This is a genomic window from Paraburkholderia sp. CNPSo 3272 (assembly GCF_024206495.1).
Taxonomy (GTDB): domain Bacteria; phylum Pseudomonadota; class Gammaproteobacteria; order Burkholderiales; family Burkholderiaceae; genus Paraburkholderia.
This window is the reverse complement of the sequence record NZ_JAMBPQ010000003.1, coordinates 109,162-126,242: the sequence shown is the minus strand read 5'-3', so window position 1 is coordinate 126,242 and position 17,081 is coordinate 109,162. Positions and strand designations below refer to the sequence as shown.

The window sequence follows — 17,081 nt, the reverse complement described above, 5'->3', positions numbered from 1 at the left end:
ACCCAACCAGCCATGCAATCTCTCCTCGCGCTCGAAGCACTGAGCTTCTTCATGGCTGACGTGCAGGCGGGCATCGGACCTTTTATCGGCGTGTTCCTGCTTGGCCTGGGCTGGCGCACCGACGAGATCGGCTCGGTCATGACGCTAGCCGGGCTCGCCGCGATGGTAGCCACGCCGCTGGCTGGCGCGTTCGTCGATTCGACGCGATCCAAGCGCGCATTGATCGTCGCGGCAACGGTCGCCACGGCGCTGGCGTCGCTCGCGCTCTTGTACACGCGCACCTATGTGGGCGTGGCGGTGTCGCAGATCGCGGCCGCCGTGGGCGGGTCGGTCCTGTTGCCGGCGCTTGCGGGCGTTACGCTCGGCATCGTGCGCGCGAGCGGGTTCGACCGGCAGTTCGGGCGCAACCAGGTGGCGAATCACGCAGGCAACGTTGTCGGCGCGGCACTGGCCGGGTGGTTTGGCTGGCGTTACGGATTCGCTGCAGTCTTCGCGCTGACCGGGCTCTTCGCCGCGCTTGCGGTCGTCTGCGTGCTGCTGATACCGGCGCATGCTATCGACTACGCCAGCGCGCGCGGGCTCGATAGCGAACGGGATGGTTCGCAGGGAAGCGAGCCATGCACAAGACCGGCAGTGGGCGGCGGGCGGGAGGGATCGGCGCCACCGGAGCCGGGCCGGCTGCGCTCGCTCTTCGCCAACCGGCCGATCGCGCTTCTCGGGGCTTCGCTCGCGCTCTTTCACCTCGGCAATGCGGCCATGCTGCCGCTCTATGGCATGGGCGTAGTGGCCGCACATCGCGGCAATCCCAGCGCCTTTACTGCGCAAACCATCGTTATCGCGCAATGCGTCATGGTCGGCGCAGCGTGGCTAGCGCCGCGGCTGATCCAGCAGTACGGCTACTGGTGGGTGTTGCTGGCTTCATGGTGCGCGTTGCCGGTGCGCGGCGTGCTGGCGGCGATGGTCATGAACGGAGCGGGCGTCTGGCCCGTCCAGATTCTCGACGGCGTCGGCGCCGGGCTGCAGAGCGTTGCCGTGCCGGCGCTCGTCGTTCGGCTCATGGAAGGCACGGGACGCGTCAATGTCTCGCAAGGCGCGGTCGCAACCGCGCAGGGCGTGGGCGCCGCGCTAAGTCCTCTGCTGGGCGGGACGCTCGCGCAGCAATTCGGCTATGCAGGCGCGTTTCTCGCGCTCGGCGCCGTCTCGGCGGGGTCTATCGCGCTTTGGTTTTGCTTTGCCGGCACGCTACGGGCCGCATGCCAACCTAGAGACGAATCATGACCTCGATGCGCATACAGCGAAAATCGCGCAGGCCGACTATTTGTGCCGCAATGAGGGCGACGAAGTTTATGGAATAGCGATGCAAAACGCAGTCTCGCAAAATGCGGTGTAAATCGCTGAGCCGGATTTTAATCACGGCGCCAAAAAGAGAGGCCTGCGAAAATGCCAGATCAAATCGGCGGACCGCATGTCGAACCGCGCAGCGTCCGGATTCGCGGCCGCGAAATCCATTACGTCATTACGGGTAATTGCCAAAAAACGAAATAAATCGTTGCGCACAATGCGCTTAATTATCCGCGCTCGCTTTCCTAAACTCGTTATCAACTGGCAGGGGTTTGCTTTATTTGTACCGCTGCGAACAGTTACGCGATTTTTGATCGTCGTGAGCCGCATATAACGACCGCCCAATGAGAAATATCGCGAGTCGTTTGTGCCGGAATTCCAGTCCAATCAATGGAGGAGCGTGTCATGAGCAAGACAACCAGCACATTCATCGCGGCCGTCGCCGCACTCATGCTGTCTGGCGGTGCGTATGCACAGAGCAACAATACGCTGGCGACCCCCGGCGTTGTGTCGCCCGCCGCTGCCAATAACAATGCAGGGAGCGGCTACGGCACGCCAGGCGCCGCCGGCACGGAGAGCGGCACGGGCGCCCCGTCGCCGAACTCGGGCGCGAACAATAGCGCAACGCCGGTCGCCCCCGCTTATGGTGGCAACAACACGCTGGCGACGCCGTCTACCGGGTCTCCGGCCAAATAACAGCAGGCTGTTCCCGTAAGCAGGACCGCTGCCCTGGCGGACAGCGGTCTTTTCTTTTATCCCGACCGCGCGGGAACAGGCCGCCGGAGCGCGGGTGTCGTCGTTCGACGCTCAAGTGACGCTCAAGTCTGTCCCCAAGCTGCCGTAATAGCAGGCTTCGGAATATTCTCGATGCATCGTGACACATCCCGGGACTCAGCCTTCACTGGATCTTGCTGCGCTAATCGAAACCGTCCAGCGGAACGAGCGCGCATCGAAGTCGTTCCAGGACGTGGAACTGCGCCTGATCGGTGCGCACGACTGGTGTGCCTTTCTTGAAGGGATATTCGTCTACCTGCCCGAGGTGTTCCGGCTGGCTTGCGCCGGCCTCTGGCTCGACGTGCGCACGCCGCTGCTGCGCGACCTGCTCGAAGCCGACTGCGGGCGCGCCGACCTTGAAGCGAACCTGCGCTCGGGGCTCCAGGGCGGCCTCGCGCTGGCGCGCCTGTGCGCGGGAAACCAGCCGTGGCTTGGCCGCGTGAGCGAACTGAGCGATCTCGAGCCCGCGGTGAGCGACACCTTCTTCGGCGCGCGGACCGCGATCGGCAGCGCGATCGTGTTGCCGCTCCTGAACCGCGCGCAACTACTCGGCTATCTGTGCCTCGCAAGCGATGATTCCGCGCGCTTCGACGCCAGTATGGGCACCGATCTGCTCGCGCGCTTCAGCCGCGTTGCGGCCGCGAGTCTCGACAACGTCGCTCACCGCGAGCATCTGCGCAAGACCGGCGTGACCGACCCGCTCACGGGTCTGTCGAACCGCCGCTATTTCGACGAGCGCCTGCATCACGAGATCCGGCGCGCGAGTTCGCACGCGGCGCCCATGTCGTGCCTCTTCATCGACATCGATCATTTCAAACAGATCAACGACACGCACGGCCACGCAACCGGCGACCTCGCACTGAGCGCCATCGGCACCTGCCTGAAGCAGCAGGTGCGCGTGGGGGACACCGTGTCGCGCTATGGCGGCGAAGAGTTCGTCGCGTTGCTGATGTGCGAGCTGCCCGACGCGCTGGCCGTCGCGGAGCGCATCCGGCATGCGGTCGAGGCGCTCGAAGTGCTCGACGACGAGGGCGAGCGCATTGCGCTCAGCGTGTCGATCGGCGTGGCGGCGTATCGGCTGAATAGCGCGACGAATGCCGGTGCCGCGAGTCCCGAAGCGCTGGCGCGCTCGCTGCTCGACCAAGCCGATCAGGCCATGTACCGGGCCAAGCACCAAGGGCGCAACCGCGTTTCGCTGCTGGAGGCGTGAAGGCCTCGACGTTCACAAACGTTGCATAAAAACGGCGTCGTCGCGGCCATGACGGTCCAAGGCCGCGCTGAAACGTAAGTTTTCAAAATCCGGCACTATTTGCGGTAGCAGTGGTTTCCGAGGCCCGTTGAGCAGGCAAAGCGAAATCGTGTCTACCGACCTTTTGATGACCGTTGCCTGTCTGGCCTGCGCGATCGCGATGTTCCTGATCGGCCGGCCCCGCTCGGACGCGGTGGCGCTCATCATGATCGTCGCGCTGTCGCTCTCGGGCATCGTGACGGTCAACGAGGCGCTGGCCGGCTTCTCGGACCCGAACATTGTCCTCATCGCGGCCCTCTTCGTGCTCGGCGACGCGCTTGCGCGCACGGGCATCGCCCAGCGCGTGGGCGACTATCTGATCGAGCGCGGCGGCTCCAACGAGCGCCGCCTCGTCGTGCTGATCATGGTCATCGTCGGCGTCATGGGCTCGGTCATGAGCTCGACGGCCGTCGTCGCGATCTTCATTCCCATCGTCATTCGCATCGCACGCCAGTCGGGCGTGTCGCGCGCACGCATGCTCATGCCGGTCGGCATGGCCGCGCTCACGAGCGGCATGCTGACGCTCGTCGCCACCACGCCGAATCTGGTCATCAACAGCGCGCTCGTCTATCGCGGCTACCGGCCCTTCAGTTTCTTCGCCATCACGCCGCTGGGCGTGCCGATTCTCGCCGCGAGCATCGGCTGGATGCTGTTCGCCAGGCGCTTTCTGACCGGCACGGGTGGCGCGGAGGCGACCACGCGTCCTTCGGTGAACGACTGGGTCGCGCGCTATTCGCTCGAAGGGCGTGCCTTTCGCCTGGAAGTCGGCGCGAATTCGCCGCTCCTGGGGCAGACGCTCGGCCACACTGGGCTCGACGACGACCCGGTGGCGCACGTCGTCGCGATCGAGCGGCGCACGCGCATGGGCGCGACGGTGCTGCCCGCGACCGCGGACAGCAGCATCGCGCCCGGCGACGTGCTGCTGCTCGACGTGGAGTCCGCGAGTTTCGACGTGCAGGCGTTTTGCGCGCGCCATGCGCTCGCGGTGCGCCGCATGTCGGGCGCATATTTCACCGACCAGACTCACGATGTGGGCATGGCCGAAGTCATCGTGCCGCCGGACTCGTCGCTCGTGGGCAATGTCGCGCGCAGTTCCGCCGCGTTGCGCCGGCACGGCGTGACGGTCGTCGGCCTGCGCCGCGCCGACGCCGCGCTCGAGCAGGATCTGCAGGCCACGCAGCTCAAGGTGGGCGACACGCTGCTGGTGGTGGGGCCGTGGATCGACATCTTCTCGATGCAGGCGGTTGAGCGCGACATCGTGTGTCTCGCCATGCCGGTCGAAAGCGACGCCTACGTGCCGGTGCCGCACAAGGCGCTGCACGCCCTCGCCATCATGGCGCTCGTCATCGCGATGATGCTCACGCCGCGCGTGCCGAACGTGCTCGCCGGCCTGATCGGGTGTCTGCTGATGGGCGCGTCCGGTTGCATGAGCCTCGACAGCGCGTATCGCGCGATTCACTGGCGCAGCCTCGTATTGATCGTGGGCATGCTGCCGTTTTCCATCGCGCTGCAGCGCACGGGCGGCATCGACATTGCCGCCGACGCCGTGCTGCGCGTGGCAGGCAACTGGGGGGCGCATGGCTTGCTGGGCGCCGTCTTCCTGCTGACACTCGTGATCGGCACCGTGATTTCCGGCACCGCGACGGCGGTGCTGATGGCGCCCGTGGTGCTCGCGATGGCGGCGCACCTGCATGCGTCGCCGTATCCGTTCGCGATGACGACGGCGGTTGCCGCGTCGGCGGCCTACATGTCGCCGATCTCGACGCCCGTGAATGCGCTCGTCAGCACGGCTGGCGGCTATCGGTTCCGGGAATTTTTCATGGTGGGCTCGCCGGCTGCCCTCGGGGCGCTCGTGATCTCCGTAATGCTGGTACCGCTCATCTGGCCGGTTTTTCCGCGTTAGCGCGGGGAAAGTGCGGCCACCCGTTCGCGAGGCATTGACCGGACATGGCGAATTTCTTGACGAGAGCGTGGCTCCTTCGCTGGATCAAGCGGGTTGCCCTTTTCGTGCTGATCGCATTCTTGTGCATCGCCGGCGTCCGGTTCTACGACGCGCAGCGCAAGGCGCCGTTGAGCCTGTGGCACACCTATGTGCCGGAAGACATGCACGCGCACGACATCGATCATGCGACGTGGGAGGAATACCTCGCCAACGAGAACCGCCTGTTCGACTCGGTGAAGAAGAACGTGACCGACAAGCTGCCGGCAGACGAACGCATTCCCGCCAATCGTTACTTCTCGGGCAGTCCGATTTATCCCGGGCACTTTCGCACCGACTGGAACCGCTCGTACACGCTCATGCCGCAAGGCGCGCCGCGCGGCGTGGCCGTGATGCTGCATGGGCTGACCGATTCTCCCTATAGCCTGCGGCACATCGCGCAGCGCTATCAGCAAGATGGCTTCGCGGTAGTGGCGGTGCGCTTGCCGGGGCACGGCACCGTGCCCTCGGGGCTGACCGAAGTGACGGCGGAAGACTGGGAGGCGGCGACGCGCCTTGCCGTGCGCGAAGCGCGGCGCCTCGTGCCGGCGCCTGCGCCGCTGCATATCGTGGGTTTTTCGAACGGCGGCGCGCTCGCACTGCAATACTCGCTCGAGGCGCTGGACGACCCGAGCCTGCCGAAAGCGGACCGCCTGATCCTGCTTTCGCCGATGATCGGCATTACGCGTTTCGCGCGCTTTGCGGGGCTCGCGGCGCTGCCTGCGATCCTGCCGGCGTTTGCGAAAGCCGCGTGGCTCGACATCGTGCCGGAATTCAACCCGTTCAAGTACAACTCGTTTCCGGTGAACGGCGCACGCCAGTCGTGGCGCGTCACGCGCAAGATCCAGCAGGAAGTGGCGGACGCGGCGCGCAACGGCAAACTGGCGGCGCTGCCGCCCACGCTCACGTTCCAGTCCGTGCTCGACTTCACGGTGAGCACGAGCGCGATCGTCAGTTCGCTGTACGCGCAACTGCCTGCCAACGGCAGCGAGCTCGTGCTGTTCGACATCAACCGCACGGCGCAATGGAGCCCGCTGCTGCGCGCTTCGATGCGTGACGCGTTGCGCCGAATTGCGCCCGTGCCGCCGCTGCGTTACCGCCTGACCGTGCTCACCAACGCCTCCGCGACATCGCCGCAAGTGGTCGAAGAAAGCACGGCGCCGAATGAGACAACGGCGAAAGTCGAACCCACAGGGCTCGACTATCCGCTCGATGTCTATTCGCTTTCACACGTGGCCTTGCCGTTTCCGGTGACCGATTCGCTGTACGGCCGCAACCCCGATCCCAGCGACGACCTGGGCATCCACCTGGGCGCCCAGTCCGTACGCGGCGAAACCGGGGCGCTGATCGTGGGGGCAGGGCTTCTCACACGGCTCTCGTGGAACCCCTTCTACGACTACATCGTCGAGCGTATCGACTACCTGGCGAGCCATGGGCCGTGAGCGCGTGATGAGCGCGCGCCAGGCCCGGGCCCGGCCAAGGCCTTATGCGCGCGGCGCGAGCTCGACCTGCGCGGTCATTTGCTCGCCGTCGCGGGCCACGACGATCGACACGTTGCTGCGCGCCCGCGCGATCATGCTTTGCAGCTGCTCGACGTTGTCCACCTCGATGCCGTTGACCGCGATGATCACGTCGCCGGCGCTGATGCCGGCCGCCTTTGCCGCACCGCCTGCCTTTACGACGAGCACGCCGCCGTCCACGCCGATCTGCTGCGCTTCGTCGCCGCTGAGCGCGCGCACGGCCACGCCCAGACGCGGGTGCGCATTGCGGGCCAGCGTGGTGCCATTGCCGTGGCCGCCGCCCTGCACGATCTGATCCTTCATGTGCATGGCTTCGTCGATCGGAATCGCGAACGAGAGGCCCTGGAAGCCGCCCGTGCGCGAATAGATCATCGAATTGATGCCGATGACTTCACCGTTCAGGTTGAAGAGCGGGCCGCCCGAATTGCCCGGGTTGACGGGCACGTCGGTCTGGATCAGGTGCGTCGGGCTATCTTCCGAGAGCTGGCGCGACTTCGCGCTGATGATGCCCGAGGTCACGGTGTTGTCGAGACCATAGGGCGAACCGATCGCGACGACCCAGTCGCCGACCTTGCTGTTCGCCGGATCGCCGATCTTCACCGTCGGGAAGCCCGTGCCGGAGATTTTCAGCACGGCCACGTCGCCGGCCTTGTCGGTGCCGATCACGCGTGCGGGGAACTTGCGGCCGTCGGTGAGCTTGACCGTCACGTCGTCGGCGCCTTCCACAACGTGATTGTTCGTCAGGATGTAGCCGTCCTGGCTCACGATGAAGCCCGAACCCAGCGCGCCCGAATGACCGTCTTCGGAGTCGGGGTTTTCCTTGACGACCTCGACGTGGACCACAGCCGGACCGTATTGCGCGACGATCGCCGAGAAGTTCGGCGCCGAGCCCCTGACTTCGTCTGCCTTCGACACGGGTGCCGACAACGTCGTTTTCGTGAGGCGGCTTTCGTCCGCGCTGGCGTGCTCGTGGCTGACGACCCAGGCGCCGGCAAGCGCCACCGCTACACCGGCGATCAGGCCCCGGCGCCGATATTTGATGGTACTCATTGCTATGGTCTTGGAAGAGATTGGTGAAGGTGCGCGTAAGGTACTTTTTGCTGCTTAAACGTGACTTAAATGCAGGGGAGATCTTTTGACCGCTCGAGGAGTCGATGTGCGCGCAACGAAAAGCCGCGGCGCGGTTGTTCGGATTCCTCGCCAGCCAGCGCGCACGTCTTTTTCAAAGCGGCTAGTCTTGCGAAGTGGCACCGATCGCGCCCCGAAGGCGTTTTATTGAGGGCCGGATAAACGCGGCGGGGCGTTGATGGCTTGCAAACGTCTCATCACCGTAACGTGGTTCGTCATCCAAAGCTTCTCCATGAAACAGGATCTCGTCACGTTCACCTGCGTGGTCGTCATCGCCGTCATCACGGGGTGGGTGCTGTATATCGGGCGCCCGGTGCTGGTGCCGATCGCATTCGCGATCATCACGTCGTATGTGATCTACGGGCTCGCGGAAATCCTGCGGCGCGTGCCGCACGTGGGCACGCGCATTCGCGCGGGCGTGCGCTACTGGAGCGCCGCCGCGCTCATACTCGCGGCCGCGTGGCTCGCGACCGAACTGCTGCTATCCGACACCGATCGCATGCTCGCCGTGGCGCCGAAATACGAAGCCACGCTGCTCGCGTTGCTCACGAAAATCGCTGCGCTGTTTCATCTGGAAACGGAGGCTTCGTGGACAGCGTTTCGCCGCGAGCTGCTCGCGACCGTCAACGTCCAGTCGCTGCTGACCTCGCTGCTCGGCTCGCTCTCTTCGCTCATGGCAACGACGCTCGTCGTTCTGCTGTACACGGCGTTTTTCATGGTCGAGATGGGGCGGTTCCGCCGCAAGCTCTCCGCGGTCATGCGCGGCAAGGCGGACATGGAGCCCGTGATCGACGCCATCAATTCGAAGATCGGCACGTATCTGGCGTTGAAAGCGCTGCTCGGCGTGGTGCTCGGCATTCTCAGCTGGGTCTGCATGCATCTGGTCGGGCTGGAGTTCGCGCCGCTGCTCGCCGTGCTCATCGTGCTGCTCAACTTCGTGCCGTATGCGGGGTCGCTCATTTCCGTGGCGCTTCCGGCCTTGCTCGCCGCACTGCAGTTCGGCCAGTGGAACGAATCGATCACGTTGCTCATTGCGCTTTCGGCGATCAACTTCGTGATGGGCAATGTGCTCGATCCGTGGCTGATGGCGGGATCGCTGAACCTGAGCCCCGCGGTCATCCTGATGAGCCTCGCCACATGGACGGCGCTCTGGGGCATACCCGGCGCTTTTCTCGCCGTGCCGGGAACCGTGGCGCTCACGATCATCTTCTCTGCGTTCAGCTCCACACGGCCGCTGGCGCTGCTGTTGACGAAGGACGATGTAGTCAGGCGTGCAGAATAAAGCGTGACATACACTTTCACAGGTGATCTATGGCTTCCAGAATCAACCGCCGCGGCAACGCAATCCGCCCAGTCACCGCCTGCCTGGGCGACAAGGCGCTCGCGGAGTTCGCCAGTCGCCGCATCAGCGCCGATCTGGCCCGGCGCGGCTTCCTGATCGGCATGGGCGCATCCCTGTTGGGCGCGGTGCTGCCCGAGTTCAGCAGCGCGCAGCAGCCCGGCCCCGCGGCCCCCGCCCCGTCCACCACATTCACGAATTTCCGCCTGTTCGACGGGAAGTCCGCGGCGCTGCAGGACGGCATGTACCTCGTCGTCGACGGCGGCCGCATCTCGCAGTTGCGGCGGGGCTCGCCTGACGCGCAGAACGCGTCGGGCGGGCGCGTGATCGACTGCGGCGGAAAAGTAATGATGCCGGGCCTCATCGACATGCACTGGCATTCGCTTCTTGCTGCGGTTCCGATCGCGACCATCCTCCAGTCCGACCTGAGTTTCGTCTACCTGGCCGCGGGCGCGGAGGCCCAGCGCACGCTCTTGCGCGGATTCACGACGATTCGCGACGTGGGCGGTCCCGCGTTCGCCCTGAAGCAGGCCATCGACGCCGGCATGCTGAGCGGCCCGCGCATTTACCCCTGCGGCGCGATGATCACCACGACGGGCGGCCACGGAGACTTTCGTCTGCTGACCGACGTGCCGCGCACGAGCAGCCAGATCAGCGAGATCGAACGCACCGGCGCTGCCGCCATTGCCGACTCGGCCGACGAAGTGCGCCTGCGTGTACGCGAACAGTTCATGATGGGCGCCACGCAGATCAAGCTTGTCGGCTGTGGCGGCGTCTCCACGCCGCGCAGTCCGCTCGACATGCTCACGTTCACCGAGCCGCAACTTAGAGCTGCGGTGGAAACGGCGTCCGACTGGGGCACCTATGTGGCCGTGCACGCCTATACGCCGGAATCGGTGAAGCGCTCGGTTGCTGCCGGCGTGCAATGCGTCGAGCATGGGCACCTCATCGACGACCGGACTGCCGAAGTCCTGGCGAAGAACGGCACATGGTTGAGCACGCAACCGTTTACCAGCGAAGAGGATGTGGCGCCGTTGGCGCCGTCGAGCCGCGAGAAGTTTCTCGAGGTGACAGCCGGGACCGACAACATGTACAAGCTCGCGCACAAGCATGGGCTCAAGGTGGCGTTCGGCACGGACCTGATTTTTTCGCAGGCGCTGGCCACCCGCCAGGGCACGATGCTCGGGCACATGACGCGCTGGTACTCGAATGCCGAGGCGTTGCGCATTGCCACTGCCACGAACGGGCAATTGCTCGCGCTGGCGGGCGAGCGCAATCCCTATCCGCACAAGCTCGGCGTGCTGGAAGAGGGCGCATACGCGGATCTGCTGGTCGTGGCGGGCGATCCGCTCCAGGACATGACGCTGCTGGCCAACCCCGATCAGAGCCTGAGCCTGATCATGAAGGATGGGCGCGTCTACAAGGATGCGTTGAAGGCGTGACGCTGCGGGGCGCGGGCTCGCGGCGGCGTCACCCATGCCCTGAAACAAAAAGGGCGTCGCGCTGCGATTTGGCACGCAAATCGATGGCCAAACAGCCCGCCCAGGCATTCCGACCGCTGCACTCATGGCGTATCAGCCACAGTCAGCCACACGATTTCTGTATCAAGATGTCACGGCGTGGGGACGCATCAATCGGGCCCATTTGCCTGCGCGGCGCAGCCATCATGGCACGCCCCTGGAACCTCCAGCGGGGGTCGAAATCCAGCCTGTCCATTTCCGCCATCTGGCCGATTCTGCCGGTTGATCTTCGCGCCGAAGTGGCCCATATTCAAAACGACTATTTGTTACAACCGCCCAACGATCCGCGAAATACAGTAGGGACTACAGCGAATACTTCGAATCCGAGCCGCCTGGCAGCCTCCGCTGCGACGCGCACCAGCCGCCGGTAGCAAACCCGAAACCATCCTGTCAAAGCCTCCATGCCTGCAATGTTCAACGAACCTGGCCGATCCAAGTCTGGTCCGTGGGGATGTCCATACTGCGGGACCGGTTTTAATGCGCCACTGATGATCTGCCCTCAGTGCGGCGCGAAGCAGCCTTCCTCCAGCCCGCGCATGTCGCCGGCTAGCGAAACCGCGGCGCCCGAATGGCACGATGGTTTCGCGCGCCATGCGCGCACGGAGTGGAACCCTTCTGCATTCAGTTTCAGTGGTGGCGTGCCGCGCGACAGCGATTACGAGCCGCGCGACGAGACGCCTCGGGCGCCACGCTCGTGGACGCCTTTCTATGCGATTGGCAGCGTCGTGTCGATCGCGTTCCTGCTGACCGCGTACATGATTTCGCACAGGACCGAGCGGGAGCCGACCCTGGGCGCACAGATCGTGGAGGGTGCGATCCTCGGCCCCAAGGCCACATCGACCGCGCACGACACGAAGCCGCACACGGCGCGCAGCGCGCCGCCCGCAGCCGTCGCGCAATTGCCGCCTCCGGTGGCCAGCGCGCCATCTGCTCCGGTTGCCAGTGCGCCGCCGCCTGCGGTCGCGAACGTGATGCCGCCTCCTGTTAATACAGCGCCGCCGCCCGTGGTGGCCCATGTCGCGCCGGCGCCGCAGCTGACACCCGCTCAAGCGCAGCCGCCGCGTACCGCGACGGTACGTGCGGAGACGGTACCGCCGAGCGTTGCCGCACGAAAGAGCGCCGCCGCGGATCGTGCTTTAGCTGCAGCGAAGGTCAAGGCAGATAAGGCTAATGCGGAGAAGGTCGCGGCCGCGAAGGCCAACGCAGAGAAGGTCGCCGCAGCGAAGACCGCCGCCGATTCACGGGCCGACGTCTCGAGAGATCTGGCGAGTGCGCGCGCGAGCCTCGACCGGAACAGCCTTGGGCCCGCGCGCAGCGCGATCAATTCCGCGCTCACGGCACAACCGGGCAACGGCTCCGCGCTGCAAATGCAGGCCGAATTGACGTCGCGCGAAGATCAGCGCGATTCGTTGCTCGGCTATGCGCGGCTTTGCGCACGCGATGGGCGGTGGGTGTGCGCCTGGCATAACGCGGGGCATGCACTGACCGTCGATTCGTCGAGCGGCGAAGCACGGGAGATCCTCTCGCGTTCGATCGCGGCTCAGGGGGCGCGCAACATGGCACAGGGCGCAGGACCGCCCGCTGCCACGATGAGGCAGGTGGACTCGGGACCGCCCGGACCGCCGATCGATCCCAACTGACGATGTCCAAAGCGCAGACGCGGGTGCGTGACGCCAGTCACGCACCCGCGCTAGCGCTGCTGGCTGTCCCGCTCGCTATGGTGCTCGACCAGCCAGTTGCTGAAGTTGCGCACGCGTAGTGTTTCCTGCACTTCGGGCCGCACGTCGAGCCAGTATCCCGAAGGCCCCATCACTTCCACCTCGCTCAACTGCACGAGCGTGCCGTTCTCCAGTTCGGGCGCGATCATGTGCCGGTCGGCAACGGCAATGCCCAGACCGGCCACTGCCGCGTGAATCACCTGATCGAGCGTGCTGAATTCCAGTTCTCCGCGCGGCGCCATCTGCACGTCGAGTGCCGCTGCTTCGAGCCACGCTTCCCAGACCAGCAGGCGGCGGTCGATGTCGAGGATATAGAGCCACGGGTGCTGCGCGAGTATCTCGCGCAGCGCGTCTCGGTCGGCGGCCGGTTGGCTGAACTCGCGCGCCGAGCCGACCAGCACGTGGCGCTCGCGCATGAGCAGCGTGCTCTGCCCGCCCGGCAGCGGTTCCATGCCGAAGCGGATCTGGCAATCTTCGTTGCGCTCCGTGCCGTGCAGCGGCCCATATTCGTTGGTGATGGAGATGCGCAAGTCGGGGTGGCGCACCTGGAAGTCGCGCAGGCGCGGCGTGAGCCAGCGCGTGGCGAGCGTGGGCGCGGCGTTCAGACTGAGCAGGCTGTTCGACGGATCGGCCCGGATCGTGTCGAGCGTATGGGCGATGCTGTCGAACGCGGCTTGCAGCGTGGGCAGCAGACGCTTTCCCGCGGCCGTGATTTCGAGCCGGTGATGATGCCGCATGAAGAGCGGCGTGCCGAGATAGTCTTCGAGCAGGCGAATCTGACGGCTGATCGCCCCCTGGGTCACGTGCAGGTTTTGCGCTGCCCTGGTGAAGCTGAGCGTGCGGCTCGCCTCCTCGAATGAACGCAGTGCCGATAAAGAGGGTAGGCGGCGCATGCAAGCCTCGCGATGCAGGAGCGCCGGCGCATTGTCATTCGCGCCGGCGCTTTTTTCAGTGATAAGGACTACGTGAAAAACGTCAGAACGCGTGCGTGATACCCACGCGGGCGACAGCCTGATTATCGGTGCCCGAGGGATTGAAGCCCGTGATCTGCGCGTTTTCCGCCGAGCCCGCCGCGTGCTGGTACACGCCCATCGCGTAGAGCGACGTGCGTTTGGACAGCGCGTACTGGCCGATCAGATTGACCTGATGATACTTCGGCGAGCTGTCGGTGGCGTGGTCCTGGCCCACCGTGTAGGTGTAGCCCGCACCCACGGTGAAGGCGGGCGTCACGGCATAGGTGCCGGCCACTTCGAAATTCTGGAAGTGCAGGTCGCCGCTGCCGGTGGCCGAGGCGAAGTCTACGTTCGAGTAGTTCGTCATCAGCTTGAGGCTGCCGATCACATACGACGCGCCAGCCGAAAGGATGCCCTGGTAGCGCGCGTTGGCGAGCGCGTCGCCGAAGATCGAGTTCACGAAGCTGCCGCCGCTGCCATAACCGGCCACCGCGGTGATGGGATCGTTGACGCGCAGGTAGCCTACGCCCGCGCTGAAGGAGCCGACCGTGTAGGCCGCTGCCGCGCTATACGAAGCGTTGTTCGAGAACTGGCCCGCCTGGCCGCCGAACGAATAGTGGCCTTCGAACTGGAAGCCGGCGAGCACCGGGCTCACGTATTTCACGGCATTGTTGACCGGGAACCCGTTGTCGAGGTTGTCCATGTCGTTCGGGTGGGCGAAATACCAGCCGCCGTAGTTGCCGTTGAGCGAAAACGGCTCGATCAGATCGACGGTGGCGTCCCATTGCTTGCCGAAGGTGATCTGGCCGTATTGATCCGACTTGAAGCCGACATAGGCGTTGCGCGAAAACGCGAGACCGCCGCCCAGGCCGCCCGTCGCCGCATTGAAGCCGCTTTCGAGCCGGAAGATCGCGGCGTAGCCGCCGCCCAGGTCTTCGGTGCCGCGCAGACCCCAGCGGCTGCCGGCGGGCACGCCGCTTTGCATCTGCACGAGCTTGCTGCCGGTGCCCGGCACGAGGTGGCCGTTCGCGCCGTTCGCCACGTTGCTGGCGTAGTCCACGCCGAGGTCGACGAGGCCGTACAGTGTCACGCTGCTTTGCGCGTGCACGCCCGCCGCGGCGAGCGCCAGCGGCAGCGCCGCAAGAATCTTCTTCTTCATTTAAGTCTCCTTATCATGGAGCCGCGTTGCGCGGCCCGGCTTTTCTCGTTGGAATCGTCTATCTCGTGCGGCGCATCGCGCTTACGCGCCAAGCGATTTTTGCACCTTCTGCGCGACATCGTCGGGCACCCAGGTCTTCCACATTTCGGGGTGCTGCTTGAGGAACTTGAGCGCTTCGTCCTGGGCATCGACCTTATGCTCGGTCATGTCGAGAATCGTCGTGTTCAGGAAGTCGATGGGAAAGTTCACCTTCGAGAAGAACGCCATCACGTCGGGCTCGGCCTGATAGAACGGCGTCGAAACGCCGATCTTCAGCTGCGAGACCAGATACGAAGAGGCGCAAGGCTGTGCGCTGTTGGCGTCGCGCAGCGTCTTCCAGCACGCTTCGTTGAACGGCGGCATCTTGAGCTGAACGAACTTGTACTTCGCCATCAGCGCGGCCGGCTCCCAGTAGTAGGTGAGAATCGGCTTGCCGCGCGCGTAGGCCGAGGAGATGGCCGCGTCGAGCGCCGCGCCGGTGCCGGGGCGGAAGTTCGTGTAGGTGTCGTCGAGCTTGAGCAGCTTGAGCAAGCGCGTATTCACGCGTTCGCAGTCCCAGCCCGAGGGGCAGTTGAGGAAGCGGCCGCGATCCGGTTCCTCGTCGTCCACGAAAAGACCCTTGTATTTAGGCAGATCGCTCACGGACTGAAGGTCGGGCGCGCTGGCCTTGATGCCGCGCTTCGCGTCGCCGTGCACCACGTAGTCGGGCACGTACCAGCCTTCCTTCGTGCCGCCCGGCAGAGTGTCGCCCACGAGCTTGACCGAACCCGCCTTGACCGCGCCCGCGATGATCTCCGAGCGGCCCGTCCACTGCTCGGACCAGATCTGCAGATCGTTGCGCGAGAGCGCCGTTTCGGTGGCCGCCGTGCTGCCGGGCACCGTGTCGGTCTGGCAGCCATAGCCGTTCTTGACGATGTAGCGCAGCACCTCGCTCGTAAAGTTGCCGCTTTCCCATGTGACGCCCGCGAAGCGCACGGGCTTGCCTGCGCTGCACCAGGTGCCGGCGGCGTGCGCCGGCAACGCGGCGAGGGCGAGCGGCGCTGCCAGGCAGGCTGCGCGCAGGAGGGTGGTCAGGCGTTTCATTGTGTGTCTCCGTCTTATTGAAATGTTTCGGAATGCTTCAGATGGGGCTGGCATCTCGTTCGTTGCTGCGGCCCAATGCGGTTTCAGTCGTAACGGCTGTCGTGTGCGCGTGTCGCTGCGAGCATGGCTTCGTCGAGTTCGATGCCAAGGCCCGGTGCATCGCTTAGCTCGATCCAGCCATTCGCGTCCACGTCGATCACGCGCTTGATCGGGAAGTCGCGCCGCGCCGGCGTCCATTCGGGCGGGTCGTACGGAAACTCGACGAACGGCGCGTGCGCAGCGCCTGCCACGACATGCAGGTTCGCCGCGAGGCCAATGCCGTTGCCCCACGTATGCGGCGTGAAGACCTTGCCGTGCGCCTCGATTTGCGCCGCGAGCCGCCGCGCGCCTTCCATGCCGAGCGTGCAGACGACATCGGGTTGATAAACGTCGAGGCAGTCATGCGCGAGGAGCGCCGCGAATTCGTGCGCGTCGCGTGTCATCTCGCCGCCTGCAATCCGCACTTCCGTTTGTTTGCGCAACTGCGCGTGGCCCGCGTAGTCGCCGCGATGCAGCGGTTCCTCGACCCAGTACACGCGATGCTTTTCGATCTGGCGAATCACGGCGAGCGCTTCGTCGGCGCGCCACGGCGCCTGGGTGTCCCACGGCATGCGCCAGCCCTGGTTGCAATCCACCATCAGTTCGATGTTCTCGCCTGCGGCTTCGCGCACGGCGGCGAGCGCGGCGAGATCGTCGGCGAGAGTCGGGCGGCCGAAGCGCACCTTGAGCGCCGGGAAGCCACGCGCGACGGCATGCTCGGCCCACTGCGCCATGCCTTCGAGCGTGCGATGCACGCCCGAGGACGCATAGGCCCGCACGCGCTTCGATCGGCCGCCGGCCATTTGCCAGCACGGCTCGCCGCGAATTTTCCCGACGAGGTCCCAGAGCGCGACGTCGAGTGGCCAGAGCCGGCCCGCGTGGAAGCTGAGGTTTTCGAGCACTGCCGAGTGCCGCGCGAGGTCGAGCGGGTCGGCGCCGATAAAGAGGTCGCGGTAGTCGTCGAAGCCGTACATCGCGTCGCCGGAGCCGAAGCCCACGCGGCCTTCGTCGTCTTCCACGCGCACGATCGTTGCGGGGAAGGCGCGCCGCGGACGACTGTCCCACGAGGCGGGGAACGGTGGGTCGAGCGGCAGCCGGTGCTGGCTCATGGTGATGCGTGCGATGCGGTTCGTCATGGCGCTTGGGGCGCCGCCTTGGGCGCG

13 protein-coding genes are annotated in these 17,081 nt (G+C 65.4%); 8 read left to right on the top strand and 5 right to left on the bottom strand.

The features are described 5' to 3' along the window. The first annotated feature begins 12 nt into the window (after window positions 1–12). From M3I53_RS04980 to M3I53_RS04960, 5 genes are all read left to right on the top strand, one after another. Window positions 13–1,278 carry an MFS transporter gene (locus tag M3I53_RS04980; protein ID WP_254314853.1) on the top strand — a complete coding sequence of 422 codons (1,266 nt, stop codon included), beginning with the start codon at window positions 13–15 and terminating at the stop codon, window positions 1,276–1,278. Between the two features lie 468 nt (window positions 1,279–1,746). Next, window positions 1,747–2,037 carry a hypothetical protein gene (locus M3I53_RS04975; RefSeq protein WP_254314852.1) on the top strand — a complete coding sequence of 97 codons (291 nt, stop codon included), beginning with the start codon at window positions 1,747–1,749 and terminating at the stop codon, window positions 2,035–2,037. 178 nt (window positions 2,038–2,215) lie between these two features. Beyond that, on the top strand, window positions 2,216–3,325 hold the full coding sequence (locus tag M3I53_RS04970) for a GGDEF domain-containing protein (RefSeq protein WP_254314851.1): 1,110 nt from the start codon (window positions 2,216–2,218) through the stop codon (window positions 3,323–3,325). 148 nt (window positions 3,326–3,473) lie between these two features. After that, on the top strand, window positions 3,474–5,306 hold the full coding sequence (locus M3I53_RS04965; RefSeq protein ID WP_254314850.1) for an SLC13 family permease: 1,833 nt from the start codon (window positions 3,474–3,476) through the stop codon (window positions 5,304–5,306). A gap of 44 nt (window positions 5,307–5,350) precedes the next feature. Beyond that, a complete protein-coding gene (locus M3I53_RS04960) occupies window positions 5,351–6,823 on the top strand; it encodes a carboxylesterase (RefSeq protein ID WP_254314849.1) in 1,473 nt (490 codons plus the stop codon). Between the two features lie 42 nt (window positions 6,824–6,865). Here the strand turns inward: M3I53_RS04960 and M3I53_RS04955 are convergent, their stop codons facing one another. Then, window positions 6,866–7,951 carry a S1C family serine protease gene (locus tag M3I53_RS04955; protein ID WP_375542466.1) on the bottom strand — a complete coding sequence of 362 codons (1,086 nt, stop codon included), beginning with the start codon at window positions 7,949–7,951 and terminating at the stop codon, window positions 6,866–6,868. 310 nt (window positions 7,952–8,261) lie between these two features. Here M3I53_RS04955 and M3I53_RS04950 point away from each other — a divergent pair, with 310 nt between their 5' ends. The 3 genes from M3I53_RS04950 to M3I53_RS04940 all read left to right on the top strand — a co-directional run bounded on the left by M3I53_RS04950 (window position 8,262) and on the right by M3I53_RS04940 (window position 12,528). After that, on the top strand, window positions 8,262–9,311 hold the full coding sequence (locus M3I53_RS04950) for an AI-2E family transporter (RefSeq protein WP_254314847.1): 1,050 nt from the start codon (window positions 8,262–8,264) through the stop codon (window positions 9,309–9,311). Between the two features lie 29 nt (window positions 9,312–9,340). Next, window positions 9,341–10,810, top strand: a complete 1,470-nt coding sequence (locus tag M3I53_RS04945; RefSeq protein WP_254314846.1) for an amidohydrolase family protein — start codon at window positions 9,341–9,343, stop codon at window positions 10,808–10,810. Window positions 10,811–11,376: 566 nt separating this feature from the next. Next, a complete protein-coding gene (locus M3I53_RS04940) occupies window positions 11,377–12,528 on the top strand; it encodes a hypothetical protein (protein WP_254314845.1) in 1,152 nt (383 codons plus the stop codon). A gap of 50 nt (window positions 12,529–12,578) precedes the next feature. On the opposite strand, the gene M3I53_RS04935 is transcribed toward M3I53_RS04940, so the two are convergent. The 4 genes from M3I53_RS04935 to M3I53_RS04920 all read right to left on the bottom strand — a co-directional run bounded on the left by M3I53_RS04935 (window position 12,579) and on the right by M3I53_RS04920 (window position 17,054). Beyond that, the gene (locus M3I53_RS04935) at window positions 12,579–13,499 is read right to left on the bottom strand and encodes a LysR substrate-binding domain-containing protein (protein WP_254314843.1); all 921 of its coding nucleotides are present in this window, start codon (window positions 13,497–13,499) and stop codon (window positions 12,579–12,581) included. Between the two features lie 82 nt (window positions 13,500–13,581). Beyond that, complete coding sequence (locus M3I53_RS04930; RefSeq protein ID WP_254314842.1) at window positions 13,582–14,718, bottom strand: porin; 1,137 nt, start codon at window positions 14,716–14,718, stop codon at window positions 13,582–13,584. A gap of 81 nt (window positions 14,719–14,799) precedes the next feature. Further along, the gene (locus M3I53_RS04925; protein ID WP_254314841.1) at window positions 14,800–15,840 is read right to left on the bottom strand and encodes an ABC transporter substrate-binding protein; all 1,041 of its coding nucleotides are present in this window, start codon (window positions 15,838–15,840) and stop codon (window positions 14,800–14,802) included. An 83-nt stretch (window positions 15,841–15,923) separates the two neighbouring features. Continuing rightward, window positions 15,924–17,054 carry a mandelate racemase/muconate lactonizing enzyme family protein gene (locus tag M3I53_RS04920; RefSeq protein WP_254314839.1) on the bottom strand — a complete coding sequence of 377 codons (1,131 nt, stop codon included), beginning with the start codon at window positions 17,052–17,054 and terminating at the stop codon, window positions 15,924–15,926. Window positions 17,055–17,081 lie beyond the last annotated feature (27 nt).